We start from the raw sequence: 20,515 nt of genomic DNA, 5'->3' as shown, positions 1-20,515 counted from the left end.
AGACGGCCCGTGGAGAACAACGAAACGGCCGTCGTCACGGCTGACGACCTGGTGCGAGCACGCGAAAGGCTGCTCGTGCCAGGTCGTCGTCGCTTGGCCGCCGAACCGCTGCGCGAGGCACTCGTGGACCTGCACGAGTTCTGGCTCACCAAACACGCGGGGGGAGCGGGGGTATCCGGACCGGGTATCGCGCTCGTGGCGGTCGGCGGGCTGGGGCGGCGCGAGCTCGTGCCCTACTCAGACCTCGACCTGGTCCTCGTCCACAACGGCGTCAAGAACGTCGACGAGATCGCAGAAAAGCTCTGGTACCCCCTGTGGAACTCCGGCATCGGGCTCGACCACTCCGTCCGCACGGTCGGGGAGGCGCTCCGGGTCGCCGCCGGTGACCTGCGAACGGCGCTGGGACTGCTGGACGTCCGGCACGTCGCCGGCGACGTGGAGGTCACGCAGAAGCTCGCGGACGGCGCACGGCAGGCGTGGCGCGGCAACGTCCGCAACCGGCTCGACGAGATCGCCGAGTCGTCGCAGAAGCGCTGGGCCCGCAGCGGCGAGATCGCCCACCGCGTCGAACCCGACCTGAAGCACGGCCGCGGCGGACTGCGGGACCTCACGATCCTGGACGCGCTGTCGCTCGCGCAACTGGTGGACCGGCCCTCCGCCGACGTCGGTGAGGCGCGCCGGCTGCTGCTGGACGTGCGCACCGAACTCCGCCGCGTGGCGAGGAAACCCCGGGACGTGCTGCGGGCGCAGGACGGTGACGAGGTGGCCTCCGCGCTGGGGCTGGCCGACCGCTTCGCTTTGGCCCGTTCACTTTCCTCCGCCGCACGGACGGTCGTCTACGCGTTCGACGTGGCCATGCGGGCCGCTCGTGCCGCAGCTCCGAAACGCGGCCTCGGCGCGTTCCTGAGGGGACAGCCGCCGCGCAGGCCGTTGGACGAAGGCGTTGTGCTGCACGGGTCTGAGGTCTCGCTCGCCCGTGACGCGATCCCCAGCCGTGATCCGGCGTTGTTGTTGCGTGTCGCGACGGCGGCGGCACGCAGCAAGCACCCGATCGCGACCGGAACGTTGTCCAGGCTCGCGGACTCGGCGCCGGAGCTGCGCCAGCCGTGGCCGCGCGAGGCCCGCGAGGAGCTGCTGGCGTTGCTGGGCAGCGGAAGCGGGCTCGTGGACGTCGTGGAAGCGTTGGACCGCACGGACTTGTGGGGACGGCTGTTCCCGGAGTGGGGCGCGGTGCGCGATCTGCCGCCGCGCGACGCCGCGCACATGTGGACGGTGGACCGGCATCTGGTGCAGACGGTCGCGCACGCGGCCCGGCTCGCGACCACGGTGTCGCGACCGGACCTGTTGCTGCTGGGCGCGTTGATCCACGACATCGGCAAGGGCCGGCAGCAGGACCACTCCGAGGTGGGCGCCGCGCTCGCGACCCAGATCGGCGAACGGATCGGCTTGTGGCCGCAGGACGTCGAGACGCTGTCCGCGATGGTGCGCCACCACCTCCTGCTGCCGCACACCGCGACCCGGCGCGACGTCGAGGACGAGGCGACCGTGCACCGCGTGGTGGAGACGCTCGGCGGTGACGCGGTCCTGCTGGAACTGCTGCACGCGCTGGCGGAGTCGGACTCCATCGCGACCGGGCCTGGTGTGTGGACGGACTGGAAGGCCGCGCTGATGGCCGACCTGGTCGCCCGCTGCCGCACCGCGATGGCGGGGGAGGCGTTGCCCAAGCCCGAACCGCTCGACCCCGTTCACGTGGCGATGGCGGAACGCGTTGCGGCGTCGGGAAAACCGGACGTGCTGCTGGAGAAGCAGGACCACGTGGCGGTCGTGACCGTGATCGCGCCGGACCGTCCCGGCCTGCTGTCCAAGGCAGCCGGGGTGCTCGCGCTGAACTCGCTGGAGGTCCACGCGGCGACGTTGCGCTCGCACGGTGGCGCGACCGTGGACGCGTTCACGGTCTCGCCGCGGTTCGGCTCGCTGCCGGACGCCTCCCTGCTGCGCGAACAGCTGTCCAGGACGATCGAGGGCTCGTTGCCGCTGGCCGACAAGCTCGCCGCCAAGGAACGCGACTACGGCGGCCCGCCGATCGACCCGCCGCCCGCGCGCGTGCTCTGGTTCGACGACGAGGCGACCGGCGCGGTGGTGCTCGAACTGCGCGCCGCAGACCGGATCGGACTGCTGCACCGCGTGGCCGGAGCGTTGGAGCAGTGCGGTGCCGACGTGCAGTGGGCGCGCGTGTCCACGTTGGGCGCGACGGTCGTCGACTCGTTCAGCATCGCGTGCGCCGACCTCGACCGGCGCCGGATCGAACGGGCGGTGCTGGACGCGGCCAGGTAGAGGTTGAGTAGCACTACGCACAACCTCTCCGGGTGCTCACGCTCCTGCGCGCCTCCGGGAACCGGCAGTCTTCGTGGTGTCCGGAAAGCGTCCTCGAGGGGTGGACCGCTTCCCGGACGGGCAGAAGCGGTGGTGCGAGGTGACGGTGCCGGGGGAGGTTCCGCGCACCCGCACCACCGCCGATTCCTCCTCGCGTGACAACGAGACAGGTTCCTGGACAACCTCCACCGGGCCTGGGCAAGGTCGAGTTCTCGTTGTTCTGACTGGGGAGGAAGAACGTTGAGAACCGCAGTGGTGGCCGCCGTCGTCGCGGCCCTGATCATTCCCGCCACCGCCCAGGCGGCTCCGCTCGCCGTCGAGGACCTCGGCACGTTGCCGGGTGATCTCAGGAGCACCGCCGTCGACGTCAACGACTCCGGCTCGGTCGCCGGTGTCTCCTACGGCACGGGCACCTCGCAGCGCGCCGTGCGGTGGGACCGGTTCGAGGCCATCAGGCAACTCCCGGACCTCGGGTTCGGCTCCGCCGCGACGGCGATCAACCGCGACTACGTCGTCGCCGGATACGCCGTGACCGCCGCCAACCAGACGCAGGCGGTGAAGTGGACGTTCTCCGGTCAGCTGGTGCAGTTGGCGGTGCCGGGCGCGACCAGCTCCGTCGCCTACGACGTCAACGACTCCGGCACGGTCGCCGGCGCCGCCACCATCAACGGCGTGAGCCAGGCCGTGCTGTGGACCTCGTGGGGTGAGGCCACCGTCCTGGGCGCGGGCAGCGCGCAGCACGTGACCGCCGGCGGCACCGTCGTCGGGACGAGCGGCAACGACGTGGTCCGGTGGAACCCGTCGGGCGTGCGGACCGTGCTGGACGCGGGAACGCTCCTCGGCGCCAACGAGCTCGGCGAGGCGACCGGCACCGTCGGCGGCAACGGCGTGCTGTGGCTGCGCAACGGCAAGACGCAGCTGGGCGCCGGCGCGCGCCCGTTCGACATCAGCGACAACGGGTCCGCAGTCGGCGAAATCTCCTCGCAGGCCACCCGGTGGGACGTCTTCACCGGCGGCGTGGAGGCGCTGGCGCCCGCGCCGTCGAGCGCGAACGAGGTCAACAACTCCGGCGTCGTCGCGGGCACCGTCGGCACCGGGGCCGCCAAGTGGGACCAGAGCGGCACGCGGACGTCGTTGCCGTCGCTGTCCGGTGCCGCACGTCACTCCGTGACCGGTCTGAGCGAGGTCGGGCAGGTCATCGGCGTCGCGAGCTTCGCCAACGGCACCTACCGCGCGGTCGTGTGGCGCTGAACCCCGTGCATTCCGGCCGAAATCGGACCAAACTGAACGAGAAGGATGGTCAAGACGTCTTCTAGGACATGACCGCCGTGTTGAACACGCAAATCGCCACCGTCCGAGTGCGGCCGCGCTCGCTCGTCGTCCTCGCCGGAATCCCCGGCGCGGGCAAGACGACGCTGCTCACGCGTCTGGACGCGGACGAACCGGTCATCGTCCTCGACTCCGACCAGGTGCGCTCGTGGCTCGAACCGCGAGTGCCGCTCCCGTACAAGTACTGGCGCGTGTTCGTGCACCTCACGCACCGGATGCGCGTCTTCTGGGCAGCGCTGTTCAGCCGCGGCCTGCTGGTCGTCCACGAGCCGTCCACCAGGCCCGGCACGCGCTTCATGCTGGTGCTCGCCGGCCTGCTGTCGGGGCGTTCCCGCCACTTCCTGTGGCTCGACGCCTCGGCGGCCCAGGCCCTCGACGGCCAGATCGCCCGCAAGCGCGTCGTCCGCACCCACGCCTTCGAACGCCACGTCCGCCGTGGCTCGTCCATGCGCGCCCAGTTCGAGGCGGGCTGGGTCCCGTTCGGATTCAGCGGCGTGACGCTCCTCACCCGTGCGGGGACCTCGGGTGGTCTGCGCATCATGGTGTCGTGATCAAGGCCGTCCTCTTCGACTTCGCCGGCACCCTCTTCGGGCGCCCCACCTACCAATGGTTCCCGCAGCGGCACCTCTCCGTGCTGCGCGCCCCGGCGCCGTTCGTGGCGCGGATGAACGCCGCCGAGCGCGCCGTCTGGGACGCCCGCGACCTCACCGCGCTCGCCGACCGCTCCGCCCACTGGACCCTGTTCCGCCTGGCAGGGCTCACGATGACCGACGACCTCTTCCAGCGCCTGCACAACCCGGCGTTCTGGCTGCCGTATGCCGACACGGCCGCGGCCCTGGCGGCCGCCCGCCCGTTGAAGGTCGGGGTCCTGAGCAACATCTCGTGGGACGTCCGCTCGCTGTTCCAGCGCGAGTCGCTGGCGGTCGACGCCTTCGCGCTGTCCTACGAGATCGGCTTCTCCAAGCCCTCCGCGCGGGCCTTCGACGCCGCCTGCGTGCGGCTGGACGTCGCTCCGTCCGAGTGCTTGTACGTCGGCGCCGACCCGGTGACCGACGGCGCCGCGGTGTCGGCGGGGTTGCGGTTCGAGCAGATCTCGACGGCGCCGGTCGGGCGTCGCGAGCCGGTGCTGCTGGAGGCGTTGGCGCGGCACGGGATCAGCTGATCCGCAGCCGCGCCTCTCTGATGAGGTCGGCCAGGTCACCGCTCATCGCCGTGCCGGACAGCGGATGGGTGTCCCCGTCCGTCGTGTCCCAGAACCGGACCGTGCGGTCGGCCGACCCGGTGACGGCCAGGCCGTCGGAGGACCACAGCGCCGCGGTCACGGCCATGCTGTGCCCGATGAGCGCGGTGCGCTGTCCTCCGGTCTCCGGATCCCAGACGCGTGCGGTCCGGTCGTCGGACGCGGTGAGGAGGTTCTTGCCGTTGGGGGACCACGCGACGGCGTTGATCTGGCCTCGGTGCCCCGACAGCTGCGATCTCTCTTCGAGTTCGTCCGACAGGTGCAACAGGCACACGGTCGCGTCCGTGCACCCCGCTGCCAGCAGCTTGCCGTCCGGATGCCAGGCGAGGCTGGTGAACCGCTTGTTGATGCGCAGGTGACACAACGTGCGGTCCAACGAGTTCACCGTGATCGTGTTGTCGTCATCGGCTATCGCCACGATCTGCTCGTGCGGGTGCCACGAGACCGCATTGAGAAATCCCGAGTGACGACGCCAGCTCCCAGGGGTCACCCGGTTGCCTGCGGCGTCGAAGATCCTGGGAAGCGAGCGTTTGCGGTCTTGGGAAGCGACCGCCAGCAGCGATCCGTCGCAGGACCAGCTCAAGTCCGCCACGCCGTCCGCGTCGTCCGTCGACCTGGTGAGTTCTCGGTGGCCCGTTCCCAGCAGGACCGCACCGCGGGCAGTGCCCGTCGCGAGCACACGGCCGTCCGGTGTCCAGGCGAGTGCTGTCGGTTCCGGGGCGTCGACGAACTTCACGTCCCGCCGGCTCACTTCGAGGGTCCAATGGGCAGGTGTCCTCGTGTCGTCGGACCTGGCTGCTCGGCCCACCGTCAACTCGTGTTCGGCCGAATTCCACGCCAGCGCGCGCACTGGCTCCCGAGTGCCGAACCATCTGTAGTCGGGATCCGAACCCACCTTCCACACCCTGTGCAGGCCGTCGTCGGACACCGTCGAAAGCCTGTCTCCACGACGTGACCAGGCCATGTCGCGCACACCGCGCGGATGGCCGCTCAGTCGCAGGACCTCGTCACCGGTGACCGCGTCCCAGATCCGAGTGGTCCCGTCCTCGGAGGCGGTGGCGAGCCTGGTGCCTTCCGGGGACCAGGCCACCCCGCGCACCTCGCCGGTGTGCCCCATGAGCGCGCGAGTGCGGTCGGAGTGGTGCAGGTGGGCGTCGAAGTCCGAGTCGCCGCTCGCGAAGATCTCCGCGTCCACCGGGTGGAACCGGAACGAGCGGAGAGGTGACTGGGTCGGTACGCGCTTCTCGGGCCGCTGTGCCGGATCACCTGCCGTCAACGAGATGTCGACGCGGCCGTCGGCTCTGGCCGCCGCCGTCCACCGGCCGTCCGAGGAGATGTCGGCGTCGCACAGCAGAACGGGGTTTCCGGTCTTGTCCGACGGCTGGTGCCCGCTGATCGGCTGGACGTCGTCACCCCGGACGTCCAGGACGACGATGCCCCCGGTCGCGCTGGCGACGAGCACGCGCCCGCCCTCCGCGTCGAACCGCACGACCAGGGGTCGAGCCGGTACCTGTGCGGATCGAACCTCCCGGTTCTCCCGCAGCGACCACAGCCGCAGCGCGCCGTCGGCGGCCACCGAGGCGATGATCTCGTCGGCGGGGGACCAGGCCACCGCCTGGACACCGCTGGAACCGTCGCCGTGCTGGAACGCCTGGAGGCATTCGCCGCTGACCGCGTCCCACACGCGGACCACCCCGTCGTCCGAGCCGGTCACCAGCCGCGTGTCGTCGTGAGACCAGTCGACGCCCTGGATGCCGGCGCCGGGGCCGGTGATCGAGCGCAGCAGGTGGGTCGAGGACATCGCCCACAGGAGGCTCTGCCGCCAGTTGGTCAGGTCGGGCGCGCCGAGCAGCCGGAGGGCGAGATCGTCACTGACCATCTCGTTGAGCGCGTCCGCCGGACTGAGCAGCCGCGATCTCCTGGCCTCTTCATCGGCTTTGTGCTGCAAGGACTTCGCCAGCAGACGGCGAGCGCGGTCGGTCAACCGCAGTGCGATCATCGCGTTCTCGAGCCTCGCCCACGAGCTGGCGAACGGCGCGTCTTCGAGTGGCGGCACGAGCATCTCGAGGAGCAGGTTCAGGCGGGACGGCACGATGAGCTGATCGGGGTGGTCCTCCGACTTCGCTGCGCTGTCTTCGACCTCCCGCCGAGCCCGCAACGTCGAACGGTCGCGCTCCAGCTCCTCGCGTAATCGCGGCCAGTGCAGGAACAGGCTCTCGTGCGCCACCTCCACGGTTTCCCGCGTCGCGGTCAGCACGCGATTGGTGATGAACGGGTCGAGCAGCCGCCGGCTCTCCGCCGAGAGGTCGGACGCCGCCACCGAACACCGCGTGTACTTGCCCGACTCGTCCACCGCGACCAGTCGCCGCAGAGTCTGCAGCACCTGGTGTTCGGCCTCGCGGACCGACGGCCACGAGCCGTCGTCGTTGCGCACCAGGTCACGGGCCATCGCAAGGGCCTCGTCAGCCTGGAGTTGCAGGACGTCCATGACCCGGCCCGACGCGATGTACTCAGCCCGCGTGATCGGCCTCGGAGCGCGCTTGCCGTCCGGGTTCACATGACGCCACAGGTTCTCCAGGGCGAAGGCCAGCAGCGGCAGTGACTCGCGGCTCGCGTCCTCCTGGATGAGGCCCAACGCGGCGTCGTCGACACTCCAGCCGAAGGAGCGCAACGGGCCGTTCACGACCACCGGCAGTTCGGCCTTCGTGAGCGGCGTGACGAGGAAGTCGTCGCGCAAGAGAGGTGCGAAGTCCTCTCTTCGCATCAGCTCGTCCAGGAAATCGGCGCGGACCGTGTAAACGACCCACGCACCGCCACGGCTCGCATCGACGAGTTGCTGGATCAGGTCGGAGGACTCGGTCATCAGCAGTTCCTCGGCCTGGTCGAGCACCACCAGCCGGCGTCCGGGGCCCTCGATCGGGGGCAGCACGCCCTGCGACGGGGTCACCGGGCCGATGATCGTCCAGCCCTCGCGGCGCAGCAGCGGGATCAGACCGGCGCGGACCAGTGACGACTTGCCCGCGCCTGACGGGCCGATGACCGCCATCGCGCCGTGCGAGCGGCGGCCGAGCAACGGTTCGGCGAGGCGTTGGACGTCTTCCTCGCGTCCGAAGAAGAGAGAGGCCTGGTGTTCGTCGAACGCCTTCAGGCCGGGGAAGGGTGACGAGAGAGGTGCGGCCTTGCTGACTCCGGCACGTTCGAGCACCTCCAGCATCGTGTCGCGGGCGGCGGCCAACGAGGCTGGAGAGGTGGCATCGACGCGTTGGGCCTGCAGGTCGTTGAGGATCGCACGGTTCTGCGACCGCGCACTGAAGAACTCGATGCACGGCGAATGCGGTTTGCGCTCGCGGAAGACCGACGACTCCCAGATGCACCACTCGGAGAAAGAGCCCGGTGAGGAGACGACGATCAGGGCGTCGGCGCCGAGCAGTTCGCGGCGCAGACTGTCCTTCCACGGCAGCGAGACGTCGGGGCCGGAACCGGGCGCGGTGTAGGCGTGGACGTCCTCGAAGCCCGCGGCCAGAAGGGCGTCACGCAGGTAAAGCGCGATGACGTCACCCTCGTCGTGACCGTGGTAACTGAGGAAGATTCGCCCCATGCGCAGCATCCTGCATCACGCGCCTGGGGAGGCACACCGGGCGCGACGACGTGAACGGCTAGTCTGGGAGGCGTGTTCTCCACGCTTTCCGACCGGCTGACCACGGTTCTCCAGGGCCTTCGCGGCAAGGGCCGGCTCAGCGACGCCGACATCGACGCGACCGCCCGCGAGATCAGGGTCGCCCTGCTCGAGGCCGACGTCGCGCTGCCCGTTGTGCGCAACTTCATCGCCAAGGTGAAGGAGCGCGCCAAGGGCGCAGAGGTCCACCAGGCGCTGAACCCGGCGCAGCAGGTCGTGAAGATCGTCAACGAGGAGCTCGTCAACGTCCTCGGCGGCGAGACGCGGCGGCTGAACCTCGCCAAGAACCCGCCCTCGGTGATCATGCTGGCGGGTCTGCAGGGTGCCGGTAAGACGACGCTCGCGGGCAAGCTGGCCAAGTGGCTCAAGGGCCAGGGCCACACCCCGCTGCTCGTCGCCGCCGACCTGCAGCGCCCGAACGCCGTCACGCAGCTCCAGGTCGTCGGTGAGCGCGCGGGCGTGCCCGTCTTCGCTCCCGAGCCCGGCAACGGCGTGGGCAACCCCGTCGACGTGTCGCGCCGCGGCATCGAAGAGGCCAAGGCCCGGCAGCACGACATCGTCCTCGTCGACACGGCCGGCCGGCTCGGTGTCGACGAAGAGATGATGCAGCAGGCCATCGACATCCGGGCCGCGGTCGACCCGGACGAGATCCTGTTCGTCGTCGACGCCATGGTCGGTCAGGACGCGATCAACACCGCCACGGCGTTCCGCGACGGTGTCGGCTTCACCGGTGTCGTGCTCACGAAGCTCGACGGCGACGCCCGCGGTGGTGCCGCGCTGTCGGTCCGCGAGGTCACCGGCCAGCCGATCCTCTTCGCGTCCAACGGTGAGAAGCTCGAGGACTTCGACGTCTTCCACCCGGACCGGATGGCGTCGCGCATCCTCGGCATGGGCGACGTCCTCACCCTGATCGAGCAGGCCGAGCAGCACTTCGACCAGGACCAGGCCGAGAAGGCCGCGGCGAAGCTGCACTCCGGCCAGTTGACGCTGGAGGACTTCCTCGAGCAGATGCTCGCCATCCGCAAGATGGGTCCCATCGCGAACCTGCTCGGCATGCTGCCGGGCGCCGGTCAGATGAAGGACCAGCTCGGTCAGCTGGACGAGAAGCACCTCGACCGCATCCAGGCGATCATCCGCGGCATGACCCCGGCCGAGCGCGACGACCCCAAGATCATCAACGGCTCCCGCCGGCTGCGCATCGCGAACGGCTCGGGCGTCAAGGTCAGCGACGTCAACGACCTGGTCAACCGCTTCTTCGAGGCCCGCAAGATGATGGCCTCGATGGCCGGCCGGATGGGCTTCGGCGGCGGTGGCGGCAGCAAGACCCGCAAGGGCAAGAAGGGGAAGAAGGGCAAGGGCGGACGCGGCCCCACGCCCCCCAAGATCAAGGGCGGCTTCCCGGGGATGCTCCCCGGCGGCATGCCCGGCGGGTTCCCCGGAATGCCCCCCGGCGGGATGCCCGACCTGTCCAAGCTCGGCGGCAGCATGAACGAGCTCCCGCCCGGCTTCGACCCGACGAAGTTCAAGTTCGACGACGGGGACGACAAGAAGAAGTGACCATGCACCTGCGCGGCGTCGTCCTGCCGGACGGCGAACCGCGAGACCTGTGGGTCGTCAACGGCCGTGTCCGCACCAAGCCGGTGCCGGGCGCGCAGACCGTGGTCGACGGCGGGTTCCTGGTTCCGGGCCTGGTCGACGCGCACTGCCACGTCGGCCTGGGCCCGCAGGGCGGCGTCGAGCTGCCGGAGGCCGTCGAGCAGGCGATCACGGACCGCGACGCGGGCACGTTGCTGATCCGCGACTGCGGCTCGCCGATCGACACCAGGCCGTTGCAGGAGCGCCTCGACCTGCCGCGGATCATCCGCGCGGGCAAGCACATCGCCCGTCCCAAGCGCTACATCTCCGGCATCAGCGTGGAGGTCGAGTCCGACCTGGTGACCGCCGTGGCCGAGCAGGCCGCGTACGGCGACGGCTGGGTCAAGCTCGTCGGCGACTGGATCGACCGCGGCGAGGGCGACCTGGCTCCGCTGTGGACGGACGACGAGCTGGCGCAGGCCATCAAGGTCGCCCACGACGCCGGTGCCAAGGTCACCGCCCACGTCTTCGGCGAGGACGCGCTGCCGGGCCTGATCGGCGCGGGCATCGACTGCATCGAGCACGGCACCGGCCTGACCGACGACACGATCTCGTTGATGGCCGCGAACGGCACCGCGCTGGTGCCCACGCTGATCAACATCGAGACGTTCCCCGGCATCGCCGAGAAGGCCGGCAAGTACCCGAAGTACGCCGACCACATGCGCGCCCTGCACGCCCGCGTGTCCACCACGGTGGCGTCCGCGATCGAGGCCGGCGTGCCGGTCTACGCGGGCACCGACGCGGGCGGTGGCATCCGGCACGGCCGCATCGTCGACGAGATCGTCGCGCTGCACGGCGTGGGGATGAGCGCCGTGGACGCCATCGGCGCCGCGTCGTGGGGTGCCCGCGAGTGGCTCGGCTTCCCGTCGCTGACCGAGGGCGCGGCAGCGGACATCGTCGTCTACGACGAAGATCCGCGGGAGAACCTCGAGGTCCTCCGATCACCGCGCATGGTCATGCTCAGGGGCCGGATCCACTAGGGCCTGTGTCGCAGTCTGATCCGCGACAGCCGGGCCCGGGGCGGCCCCTGGCGGCACGGCCGGACGACCCACGTACAACACCGGTACGCGGGCCATCCGGCCGCACCACCAGGAACCACCCCAAGCGCGACTCTCATCGAACCAGACTTCGACACAGGCCCTAGACGTCCGCCGCGGCCAGCGCGCCGACCTGGTACGAACCACCCTTCTGGCGCGTGATCACGGCCATCCGGTTCGCGGCGTTGATCAGCCCCAGCAGGCAGACCAGCGCCGCGACCTGCTCGTCGTCGAAGTGCTTGCGGACCGCCGCCCAGGTCTCGTCGCTCACGCCGTCGCGCGTGAGCACCGTGCCCTCCTCGGTGAACGCCAGCGCCGCCTGCTCGGCCTCGGTGAACACCGTGGTCTCGCGCCAGCCCGCCACCAGGTGCAGCCGCAGCGGGTCCTCGCCCGCCGCGATGGCCTCCTTGACGTGCATGTCGAGGCAGAAGCCGCAGCCGTTCAACTGGCTCGCGCGCAGGCTGACGAGCTCGGCCGTGGTGGTGGGCAGCGACGTCTGGTGGACGGCCTGGCCGAGTCCCGCGAACCGCTTCGCGATCCTGCTGCCGGTCTCGGTGCCGAAGAGGTTGAAGCGCGGTTCCATGACTGTTCCTCCCTCGTGGACTTGCTGGACGACCACGAGATGCCGGTGCCGCGCTCCTTGTGACTGTGATCCAGCCCACTGTCACAAATCCCGCCCTGCTGGTCTCTTATGGCCATGGAGGCCGCTACCGAGTCGTTCGTCAGCCACCGCAACCTGCTCTTCACGATCGCCTACGAGATGCTCGGCTCCGCCGCCGACGCCGAGGACGTGCTGCAGGAGACGTGGCTGCGCTGGGCCGGAGTGGACCACGGCACCGTCGACAACCACCGCGCCTACCTGGTCAGGATCGTCACCCGCCAGGCCCTCGGCCGGCTGCGCACGCTGGGCCGCCGCAAGGAGTCCTACGTCGGCTCGTGGCTCCCGGAGCCGTTGCTGACCACACCGGACGTCGCCGAGGACGTCGAACTCGCCGACAGCGTCTCGATGGCGGTGATGCTGGTCCTCGAGACCCTCACCCCGACCGAGCGAGCGGTCTTCGTGCTGCGCGAGGTCTTCGACGTCGACTACGACGAGATCGCGACGGCCGTCGGCAAGAACCCGGCCGCGGTCCGCCAGATCGCCCACCGGGCCCGCTCCCACGTCGCCGCCCGCCGCCCGCGCGAGGTCGTCACCCAGGCCGCCTCCCGCGAGGCCCTCGCCGCCTTCCGCCGCGCCACCGAAACGGGTGATCTCCAGGCCCTGCTCGACCTGCTGGCCCCGGACGTCGTGTTCCTCGGCGACGGCGGCGGCGTGAAGCAGGCCGTCCCGCGCCCGGTGGTCGGTGCCTCGAAGGTGGCGCGCATGCTGCTCGGCGGCCTGCTGAAGGTGAGCGGCTGGGAGATGGAACCCGCTCAGGTCAACGGATGTCCGGCGCTGGTCGTGCGGTTCGGCGGCGAGCTCGACACCGTGATCGCGGTGCGCGTCGAGAACGGCCGGATCAGCGGTCTGTACGCGGTGCGCAACCCGGCCAAGCTTTCGCACATGACCGAGGAGACGACCCTGCGCCGCTGATGATCAGCGGTGCGGGGGTTTAGTGCCCGCGTTCGCGCGCCGATCCATTAGGACGTTCGGCGGGAACCCGATCTGACCATCTTTTGGCCAGGTGCTTGGTCCGTTTTGCGCCGATGCCGCACAGTAATCTCGAATCCTGAGGCGGCCGGGTCGATCGCGAGGTGGGCTGATCATGAGTGTGCCAGTGCCTGCTGTTCCGCCGCCGGCAGCCGCCGCGTGACTAGATTGCAGGGCGTGAGCGAGCCGGAATCCCTGAAGCCCAAGCGCGGCTTCATCGAGGCTGTGCGGGACATCAGCCGCAACCCGGAGCCCGAGCGGGTCGGCCAGCGGTGGGGCTTCGGTGCCTTCCTGCTGGTGGAGGCCGTGTTCATCCTGAGCGCCGTGTTCATCACGGCGATCGCGAAGCAGTTCGGCGTGAGCCTGCTCGACTCGGTGCCGCTGGTGCTGGTCGGCTCGATCGTGCCGACGGTCCTCGCGGCCGGCACCGCCGTCGTGATCACGTACGTGCGCGGCAACGGGCCGAAGATCGACCTGCGCCTGAGCATGACCAAGGAGGACGTCGCCACCGGGCTGAAGCTCGGCATCCTCGGCCTCGTCCTCACCTACTCCGCGGCCACGATCTGGGCGAAGGTCGTCGGCGAGGAGAACGCCACGAGCGCGGTCGGCGACCTGCTGTCCGGCTCGAACCTGCCGCTCTCCGCCGCGATCACGATGTTCCTCTACGTCAGCCTCATCGGGCCGATCTGCGAGGAGATCATCTACCGCGGCCTGCTGTGGGGCGCCGTCGAACGCCAGGGCTGGAGCCGCTGGGCCGCGTTCGGGCTCACCACCGTGATCTTCGCGATCGGCCACTTCGAACCGCTGCGCACGTCGTTGCTGCTCGTGATCGCCATCCCGATCGGCATCGCCCGGCTGCTGACCCGCCGGCTCGGGGCGAGCATCGTGGCGCACGTGATGAACAACTTCCTGCCCGGTCTCACGCTCCTGCTCGTCTCCGTCGGGGTCATGTGATGGACCTGAACAGCGACCTCGGCGAGGGCTTCGGCATCTGGAAGCTCGGCGACGACACCGCGTTGCTGGGCGTCATCAGCAGTGCGAACGTCGCGTGCGGCTTCCACGCCGGCGATCCGTCCACGATGCGCAAGGTGTGCGAGGAGGCGGCGAAGAACGGCGTGAAGATCGGCGCCCAGGTGTCCTACCGCGACCTCGCCGGGTTCGGCCGCCGGTTCATCGACGCCGACCCGGTCGAACTCGCCGACGAGGTGCTCTACCAGATCGGTGCGCTCGACGCGTGTGCGCGAGCAGCAGGCACCGAGGTCGTGTACGTGAAGCCGCACGGCGCCCTCTACAACGCGACCGTCCACCACGAGAAGCAGGCCGAGGCGGTCGTGAACGGCGTGAAGGCGTTCAAGGACCTGCCGGTCCTCGGCCTGCCCGGCTCCCAGTTGCTGGAGAAGGCCTCGCGGGCAGGTCTGCGGGGCGTCCAGGAGGCGTTCGCCGACCGCGGCTACACCCCGGAGGGCACGCTGGTCCCGCGCAGTCAGCCGAACGCCCTGCTCACCGACACCGCGCAGATCATCGAACGCGCCACCAGGCTGCTCGAGGGCGAGCTCGTCGCCGTCGACGGCACGGTGATCAAGACGCGGGCGGAGTCGTTGTGCGTGCACGGCGACACGCCTGGAGCCGTGGCGCACGCACGTGCGGTACGGGAAGCGCTCGGCACCGTGACAGCGTTCGCGTAGGACCCGATTCGGATCCGCCGGCCCCCATCTGGCACAATTGCCCGCTGTCCGTCGTGGTCGGCCCCTCTGCCCGGGCCACGGCTGTGCGAACCATCAACACAGAGCTCTCGAGGAGTACCAGGCCAATGGCCGTCAAGATCAAGCTTCAGCGTCTCGGCAAGATCCGCCAGCCGTACTACCGCATCGTGGTCGCCGACGCGCGCACCCGTCGCGACGGCAAGGCCATCGAGACGATCGGCAAGTACCACCCCAAGGAAGAGCCGTCGTTCATCGCGGTCGACTCCGAGCGCGCGCAGTACTGGCTGGGTGTCGGCGCGCAGCCGACCGAGTCGGTCCAGCGCCTGCTGGAGATCACCGGTGACTGGCAGAAGTTCAAGGGCCTGCCGGGCACCGAGGGCACGCTGCGGGTCAAGGAGCCGAAGACCTCCAAGGCCGACCTGTTCGCCGCCGCGCTCGCCGCCGCGAACGAGGAGCCGATGACCGAGGCCACGACGCCGAAGGCGAAGAAGGCCAAGAAGGCCGACGACGCGCCCAAGGCCGACGCCGAGGCGCCCAAGGACGAGGCGTGAGTTTGTTGGCTGACGCCCTCGAACACCTCGTTCGCGGCATCGTCGACCACCCGGACGACGTCCGGGTGAACCTCGTCACGACCCGCCGCGGCCGCACCCTCGAGGTCCACGTCCACCCGGACGACCTCGGCAAGGTGATCGGTCGTGGCGGTCGCACCGCGACGGCTCTGCGCACCGTGATGGCCGGTATCGGCGGTCGTGGTGTGCGGGTCGACGTCGTCGACACCGACCGCTGAGAACGAACTTCAAGGGCAAATGGACGTCGTTGTCGGCCGTGTGGCCAAGGCGCACGGGATCACCGGCGAACTAGCCGTTGACGTGCGCACAGACTCTCCCGAGCTGCGTTTCGTGGTCGGGAAGACGATGCAAGCCAAACTGCGTGACGGCACGTCCCGAAGCCTCACCGTGTCAGCCGCCCGGCCTCATGCCGGGCGGCTGCTCGTGCGTTTCGAGGAAGTTCTCACGCGTGACGTGGCGGAGTCGTTGCGCGGCACGTTGTTGCTGGGCAGCACCGACGACCTCCCGCCGACGGACGACCCCGACGAGTTCTACGACCACGAGCTCGAAGGGCTCGCGGCCGAACTCGTCGACGGCACGAAGATCGGCACGGTCAAGGAGATCCTGCACGGTCCGGGTGGCGAGCTGCTCGTGGTCCTCCGCGACAGCGGCGAGGCGCTGATCCCGTTCGTGCGCGAGATCGTGCCGACCGTGGACGTGCGCGGCGGCCGTGTCGTGATCGACCCGCCCGAGGGCCTGCTCGATGCAGATTGACGTCGTCACGATCTTCCCCGAGTACCTCGCGCCGCTGCGCGCGGCGTTGCTGGGGAAGGCGATCGACAAGGGCCTGATCAGCGTCGGCGTGCACGACCTCCGCGACTGGACCCAGGACGTGCACAAGGCTGTCGACGACAGCCCGTACGGCGGTGGGCCCGGCATGGTCATGAAGGCCGACATCTGGGGTCCTGCCCTGGATGACGTGTGCACGGACGAGACGCGTCTCATCGTGCCGACGCCGGCCGGACGCCCGTTCACGCAGGCGGTCGCGCACGAGTACGCGGAGGAATCGCACCTCGTGTTCGCGTGCGGTCGCTACGAAGGCATCGACCAGCGTGTGGTGGACGACGCCCGGCGGCGCGTGCGCGTCGACGAGGTGTCCATCGGGGACTACGTGCTGGTCGGCGGTGAGGTGGCGGTGCTCGCGATCGTGGAAGCGGTCGCGCGGCTGCTGCCCGGCGTGCTCGGGAACCCCAAGTCGCACGCCGAGGACTCGTTCCAGGACGGGCTGCTCGAAGGGCCGAGCTACACGCGGCCGCTCGTGTGGCGTGATCTGGAGGTGCCGGCCGTGCTGCGGTCGGGCAACCACAAGATGATCGACCGCTGGCGGCGTGACCAGTCACTCGCCCGCACCTTCGAACGGCGTCCCGACCTGCTGGAATCCCTGCCGGCGGACGCGTTCGATAAGCACGACCGCGCTCTGCTCACGCGTCTGCGCGAGGGCGGGGAGTAGCCCGATTTCATTCCGGAGTGCCTGGTCTGGCACACTGGAACAGTTGCCGCAGCCGGTGTCACATCGGCGTGCGCACCAAGCCGAGCCCCCATCATGTCGTGCACAGCCATGGAGCATGCTCTGGGGAGTTCAAGACACGTGAGGAACCACCGATGAACATCCTGGACGCACTCGACGCCCAGTCGCTGCGCACCGACATCCCGGCGTTCCGCGCCGGTGACACGCTGAAGGTCCACGTCCGCGTCATCGAGGGCTCGCGCGAGCGCGTCCAGGTGTTCCAGGGCGTTGTGATCCGTCGCCAGAACGGTGGCATCCGCGAGACCTTCACCGTCCGCAAGGTCTCCTTCGGCGTCGGCGTCGAGCGCACCTTCCCGGTGCACTCCCCGAACATCGCCGAGATCGAGGTCGCCGTCCGCGGTGACGTGCGTCGCGCCAAGCTGTACTACCTGCGCGACCTGCGCGGCAAGGCCGCCAAGATCAAGGAGAAGCGCGAGGCCCGTCCGGTCTCCTGATCGGTGGCTTCGAGCCAAGAAGACGCAGAGGACGCCTCCGCACCGGATGAACCGGAGCGGGGGCGTACTCCTGTTTGGCGTGAAGTTCTCTACGTCGCACTGACGGCCGTCGTGCTGACGGTCCTGATCCAGGCGTTCGTGGCGCGGGTCTACGTGATCCCCTCGGCGTCGATGGAGAACACGCTGCACGGCTGCACGGGCTGCGAGAACGACCGGGTGCTGGTCGACAAGGTCACCTACCGCTTCGGCGACGTCGAGCCGGGTGAGGTGGTCGTGTTCCGCGGCCCCGAGGCGTGGACCTCGAACGAGTTCCGCGGCACCAAGTCGACGAATCCCGTCGCGGGCTTCGTGCAGAACATCGGTTCGCTGCTGGGCATCGCGCCCGCGAACGAGCGCGACTTCGTCAAGCGCGTGATCGCGTTGCCCGGCCAGACGGTGATGTGCTGCGACGAGCAGCACCGTGTCGTCGTGGACGGCAAACCGCTCGACGAGCCCTATGTGCATTGGCAGACCGGCACTTCACCGGCCGACCACGAACCGTTCGCCCCCGTGCGCGTGCCGGACGGCCGGTTGTTCGTCATGGGGGACAACCGGATGAACTCCACCGACTCGCGCAAACAGGGCGGCGGGGGCGTAGCGGGCACCGTGCCGCTCGAGAACGTCATCGGCAAGGCCCGGTACGTCGTTTTCCCGAAAGATCGGTGGAGTGTTGTGTCGGATCACAACCCCCAGCCCCTAGGCTGATCTCGTGGTCGACGACGCTCCAGAGCAGAACCCGCCCGGTGACGAGCCCAGTTCGGACGCTTCGGACAAGCCCGCGAAGCAGAAGAAAAAGGGCAACTTCTGGAAGGAACTGCCTGTCCTCATCCTGGTCGCGTTCGGCCTCGCGATCGGCATCCAGATCTTCCTCGGCCGGGTCTACATGATCCCGTCCGAGTCGATGGAGACGACGCTGCACGGGTGCACCGACTGCTACGGCGACCGGGTGCTCGTCGACAAGGTCACCTTCCGCTTCACCGACCCGGCGCCGGGCGACGTGATCGTGTTCCGCGGGCCGCCGTCGTGGCAGAACGACTTCATCTCCGCGGAGCCGGACAACCCGGTCTCGCAGGGGTTGTCGTGGCTCGGATCGCTCGTCGGCCTGCCGTCGGCGAACGAGGAGGACTTCGTCAAGCGCGTGATCGCCGTCGGCGGGCAGACCGTGAAGTGCTGCGACGAGCAGAACCGCGTGACGGTGGACGGCAAACCGCTCGACGAGCCGTACAAGCACTTCGACGAGGGCACGCCGGCCGAGCAGGAGTCGTTCGAGGAGCTCAAGATCCCGGACGGGATGCTGTTCGTGCTCGGCGACAACCGCAACCACTCGTGCGACTCGCGCTGCCAGGGCCAGGGCGGGCTCAACGGCCTCGTGCCGGTGTCCGACGTGATCGGCAAGGCGCGCGTGATCGTGCTGCCCCCGTCGAGGTGGGGCGGGGTGTCCGACCACGACCCGCAGACCGTGTCGATGGGAGCGCCGGGCTGGCAGGAGAACGTGCCACTGGGCCTGGGTATCGTCGGCGCGTGGCCGCTTCTGCTGCTCGGACGTCGAGTGCGAGACCGATTCCGCCGATGACCATGCTGATGCCGCCTCGCGCGGTCGTGCGGGGCTCTTCGGGGAACTGGGCGCTGCAGAGCACGCTGGAGCGTCGTGGGCTGGGGCCCGTCGCCGGCGTGGACGAAGCCGGGCGCGGACCGTGCGCCGGCCCGTTGGTGATCGCGGCGTGCGTCCTCCGACCGGGTGATGCTTCGCGGTTCGAAGGGCTGAACGACTCGAAGCTGATGACGGCGGCGGCCCGCGATCGGATGTACGACCTGGTGCTCAAGCGTGCGCTGGATCACTCGGTGGTGGTCGTTTCGCCCGCCGACATCGACTGGCTGGGCATCCACGTCATGAACATCGAGGGCATGCGACGTGCGGTGGCGCAGATGGCGACGCACCCTGGATACGTGCTGACGGACGGCTTCAAGGTGCCGGGGATGCCCGCGCCGAACGTGGCGGTGCTCAAGGGGGACCAGGCCGCGGCGTGCGTGGCGGCGGCATCGGTGCTGGCCAAGGTCACGCGTGACCGGATCATGGCGGATCTGCATGATCGTCATCCGGAGTACGGGTTCAACGTGCACAAGGGGTACTGCACGCCCGACCACACGGCGGCGTTGATGGAGCACGGCCCGTGTGCCGAGCATCGCTGGTCGTATGTAAATGTGGCAGCAGCGGCTGCCAAGCACGGTCTCGCCGCGCCGCACAGGGTGGCGCGCGCCACGACCGCGGCGGCCGTGGTCCAGAATGATGCAGCCCCGGCTGATGCCGGGGAGCTCGCGACGAGGGAGGGCGCGGAGCAGATGACCCGCGCGGAGGCGTAATGAGTGCAGAGGATCTCGAGAAGTACGAGACCGAGATGGAATTGTCGCTGTACAAGGAGTACCGCGACATAGTCAGCCAGTTCTCGTTCGTCGTGGAGACCGAACGGCGGTTCTACCTGGCCAACTCGGTGGACGTGCAGGTGCGCAACGCCGACGGCGAGGTGTACTTCGAGGTGCGCATGTCGGACTCGTGGGTCTGGGACATGTACCGCCCCGCGAGGTTCGTCAAGAACGTTCGTGTCATCACGTTCAAGGACGTGAACGTGGAGGAGCTGGACAAGCCCGACCTGCGCTTGCCGGAAAGCGGTCCGTTCCCCACCTGAGGTTTCACCGCACCGCCCCCGTCTCCTGGCCGCACCGGGAGGCGGGGGGCGGCTGCCGTTCACCCGCGCCTAGCACACCCCACCGACAACTCCGGCGTTCCAAGATCCACAACGGCCGACCTGTCCACAGCCGCCGAGTTGTCCACAGATCCCCCTCACCCCGGCCACCCACCCCGCCCCGCCCTGCAAGGTCGTACCCAACGACCCGCAGGGAGGCGAGGGCAGTGGTGGCACAGGCACTGGTCGAGACCAGGCAGCAGGAGAAGGGCCGTCAGGGCGAGGACCTGGCGTGCAGGTACCTGGAGGGGCAGGGCCTGGTCGTCCTGTCGCGGAACTGGACGTGCCGCGACGGTGAACTGGACGTCGTGGCGGTGGAGGGCGATCGCCTGGTCGTCGTCGAGGTCAAGACCAGGTCCGGCCCGGTCTGGGGCCGCCCGGACGAGGCGGTCGACCAGCGCAAGCTCTCCCGCCTGCGCCGGACGGCGCTGCGCTGGCTCGCGTCGCACGGCGTCGGCTGGTGCAACGTCCGCGTGGACCTGATCTCGGTCACCTGGCCCCCGTCCGGCGAGGCGCGCCTGCAACACCTGCGGGGAGCCTGA

Annotated in this window: 21 protein-coding genes; 19 read left to right on the top strand and 2 right to left on the bottom strand. The window is 69.6% G+C overall.

Going from position 1 to position 20,515, the window contains the following annotated elements:
- The first annotated feature begins 9 nt into the window (after positions 1 to 9).
- The 4 genes from IE307_RS31800 (at position 10) to IE307_RS31785 (ending at position 4,864) form a co-directional block, all read left to right on the top strand.
- Positions 10 to 2,334: a [protein-PII] uridylyltransferase gene (locus IE307_RS31800; protein WP_191303066.1), complete on the top strand. Its 2,325-nt coding sequence runs from the start codon at positions 10 to 12 to the stop codon at positions 2,332 to 2,334.
- A 279-nt stretch (positions 2,335 to 2,613) separates the two neighbouring features.
- A complete protein-coding gene (locus IE307_RS31795; protein ID WP_191303065.1) occupies positions 2,614 to 3,624 on the top strand; it encodes a hypothetical protein in 1,011 nt (336 codons plus the stop codon).
- Positions 3,625 to 3,701: 77 nt separating this feature from the next.
- On the top strand, positions 3,702 to 4,253 hold the full coding sequence (locus tag IE307_RS31790) for an AAA family ATPase (protein WP_229905254.1): 552 nt from the start codon (positions 3,702 to 3,704) through the stop codon (positions 4,251 to 4,253).
- Positions 4,250 to 4,864, top strand: coding sequence for an HAD family hydrolase (locus tag IE307_RS31785; RefSeq protein WP_191303063.1), 615 nt, complete (start codon positions 4,250 to 4,252; stop codon positions 4,862 to 4,864). The genes IE307_RS31790 and IE307_RS31785 overlap by 4 nt, the downstream gene beginning before the upstream one ends.
- On the opposite strand, the gene IE307_RS31780 is transcribed toward IE307_RS31785, so the two are convergent.
- On the bottom strand, positions 4,857 to 8,540 hold the full coding sequence (locus IE307_RS31780; protein WP_191303062.1) for an nSTAND1 domain-containing NTPase: 3,684 nt from the start codon (positions 8,538 to 8,540) through the stop codon (positions 4,857 to 4,859). The genes IE307_RS31785 and IE307_RS31780 overlap by 8 nt on opposite strands.
- 72 nt (positions 8,541 to 8,612) lie before the next feature.
- Here IE307_RS31780 and ffh point away from each other — a divergent pair, with 72 nt between their 5' ends.
- Both ffh and IE307_RS31770 read left to right on the top strand, forming a co-directional pair.
- Complete coding sequence (gene ffh / locus IE307_RS31775; protein WP_191303061.1) at positions 8,613 to 10,175, top strand: signal recognition particle protein; 1,563 nt, start codon at positions 8,613 to 8,615, stop codon at positions 10,173 to 10,175.
- Between the two features lie 2 nt (positions 10,176 to 10,177).
- Positions 10,178 to 11,233 (top strand): amidohydrolase family protein, encoded by a 1,056-nt coding sequence (locus tag IE307_RS31770; protein WP_191303060.1) that lies wholly within the window; start codon positions 10,178 to 10,180, stop codon positions 11,231 to 11,233.
- A 160-nt stretch (positions 11,234 to 11,393) separates the two neighbouring features.
- Here the strand turns inward: IE307_RS31770 and IE307_RS31765 are convergent, their stop codons facing one another.
- A complete protein-coding gene (locus tag IE307_RS31765) occupies positions 11,394 to 11,873 on the bottom strand; it encodes a carboxymuconolactone decarboxylase family protein (protein WP_191303059.1) in 480 nt (159 codons plus the stop codon).
- A gap of 114 nt (positions 11,874 to 11,987) precedes the next feature.
- Between IE307_RS31765 and IE307_RS31760 the strand changes: the two genes are divergently transcribed.
- The 13 genes from IE307_RS31760 to IE307_RS31700 all read left to right on the top strand — a co-directional run bounded on the left by IE307_RS31760 (position 11,988) and on the right by IE307_RS31700 (position 20,515).
- Positions 11,988 to 12,863 (top strand): RNA polymerase sigma-70 factor, encoded by an 876-nt coding sequence (locus IE307_RS31760; protein ID WP_229905253.1) that lies wholly within the window; start codon positions 11,988 to 11,990, stop codon positions 12,861 to 12,863.
- Between the two features lie 234 nt (positions 12,864 to 13,097).
- A complete protein-coding gene (locus IE307_RS31755; protein WP_191303057.1) occupies positions 13,098 to 13,874 on the top strand; it encodes a CPBP family intramembrane glutamic endopeptidase in 777 nt (258 codons plus the stop codon).
- Positions 13,874 to 14,605 (top strand): LamB/YcsF family protein, encoded by a 732-nt coding sequence (locus tag IE307_RS31750; protein WP_191303056.1) that lies wholly within the window; start codon positions 13,874 to 13,876, stop codon positions 14,603 to 14,605. The genes IE307_RS31755 and IE307_RS31750 overlap by 1 nt, the downstream gene beginning before the upstream one ends.
- Positions 14,606 to 14,730: 125 nt before the next feature.
- Entirely contained in the window at positions 14,731 to 15,174 is a 444-nt protein-coding gene (rpsP, locus tag IE307_RS31745; RefSeq protein ID WP_191303055.1) for a 30S ribosomal protein S16, read from the top strand.
- Entirely contained in the window at positions 15,171 to 15,410 is a 240-nt protein-coding gene (locus IE307_RS31740; protein ID WP_030468017.1) for an RNA-binding protein, read from the top strand. Before rpsP ends, IE307_RS31740 begins: the two co-directional genes overlap by 4 nt.
- Positions 15,411 to 15,429: 19 nt before the next feature.
- A complete protein-coding gene (rimM, locus tag IE307_RS31735; protein ID WP_191303054.1) occupies positions 15,430 to 15,945 on the top strand; it encodes a ribosome maturation factor RimM in 516 nt (171 codons plus the stop codon).
- Entirely contained in the window at positions 15,935 to 16,681 is a 747-nt protein-coding gene (gene trmD, locus IE307_RS31730; RefSeq protein ID WP_191303053.1) for a tRNA (guanosine(37)-N1)-methyltransferase TrmD, read from the top strand. Before rimM ends, trmD begins: the two co-directional genes overlap by 11 nt.
- A 152-nt stretch (positions 16,682 to 16,833) precedes the next feature.
- Complete coding sequence (gene rplS / locus IE307_RS31725) at positions 16,834 to 17,193, top strand: 50S ribosomal protein L19 (protein ID WP_090066397.1); 360 nt, start codon at positions 16,834 to 16,836, stop codon at positions 17,191 to 17,193.
- Between the two features lie 3 nt (positions 17,194 to 17,196).
- Positions 17,197 to 17,937: a signal peptidase I gene (lepB, locus tag IE307_RS31720; RefSeq protein WP_191303052.1), complete on the top strand. Its 741-nt coding sequence runs from the start codon at positions 17,197 to 17,199 to the stop codon at positions 17,935 to 17,937.
- 4 nt (positions 17,938 to 17,941) lie between these two features.
- Positions 17,942 to 18,805, top strand: a complete 864-nt coding sequence (lepB, locus tag IE307_RS31715; protein WP_191303051.1) for a signal peptidase I — start codon at positions 17,942 to 17,944, stop codon at positions 18,803 to 18,805.
- Positions 18,802 to 19,593 (top strand): ribonuclease HII, encoded by a 792-nt coding sequence (locus IE307_RS31710; protein WP_191303050.1) that lies wholly within the window; start codon positions 18,802 to 18,804, stop codon positions 19,591 to 19,593. The genes lepB (IE307_RS31715) and IE307_RS31710 overlap by 4 nt, the downstream gene beginning before the upstream one ends.
- Positions 19,593 to 19,916: a DUF2469 domain-containing protein gene (locus tag IE307_RS31705; RefSeq protein ID WP_191303049.1), complete on the top strand. Its 324-nt coding sequence runs from the start codon at positions 19,593 to 19,595 to the stop codon at positions 19,914 to 19,916. Before IE307_RS31710 ends, IE307_RS31705 begins: the two co-directional genes overlap by 1 nt.
- A 227-nt stretch (positions 19,917 to 20,143) precedes the next feature.
- Positions 20,144 to 20,515 (top strand): YraN family protein, encoded by a 372-nt coding sequence (locus tag IE307_RS31700; protein WP_229905252.1) that lies wholly within the window; start codon positions 20,144 to 20,146, stop codon positions 20,513 to 20,515.

Origin of the sequence: Lentzea cavernae (genome assembly GCF_014653695.1) — a bacterium.
GTDB lineage: Bacteria > Actinomycetota > Actinomycetes > Mycobacteriales > Pseudonocardiaceae > Lentzea > Lentzea cavernae.
The sequence above is the reverse complement of the archived record's forward strand: the minus strand, read 5'-3'. Positions and strand labels throughout refer to the sequence as shown.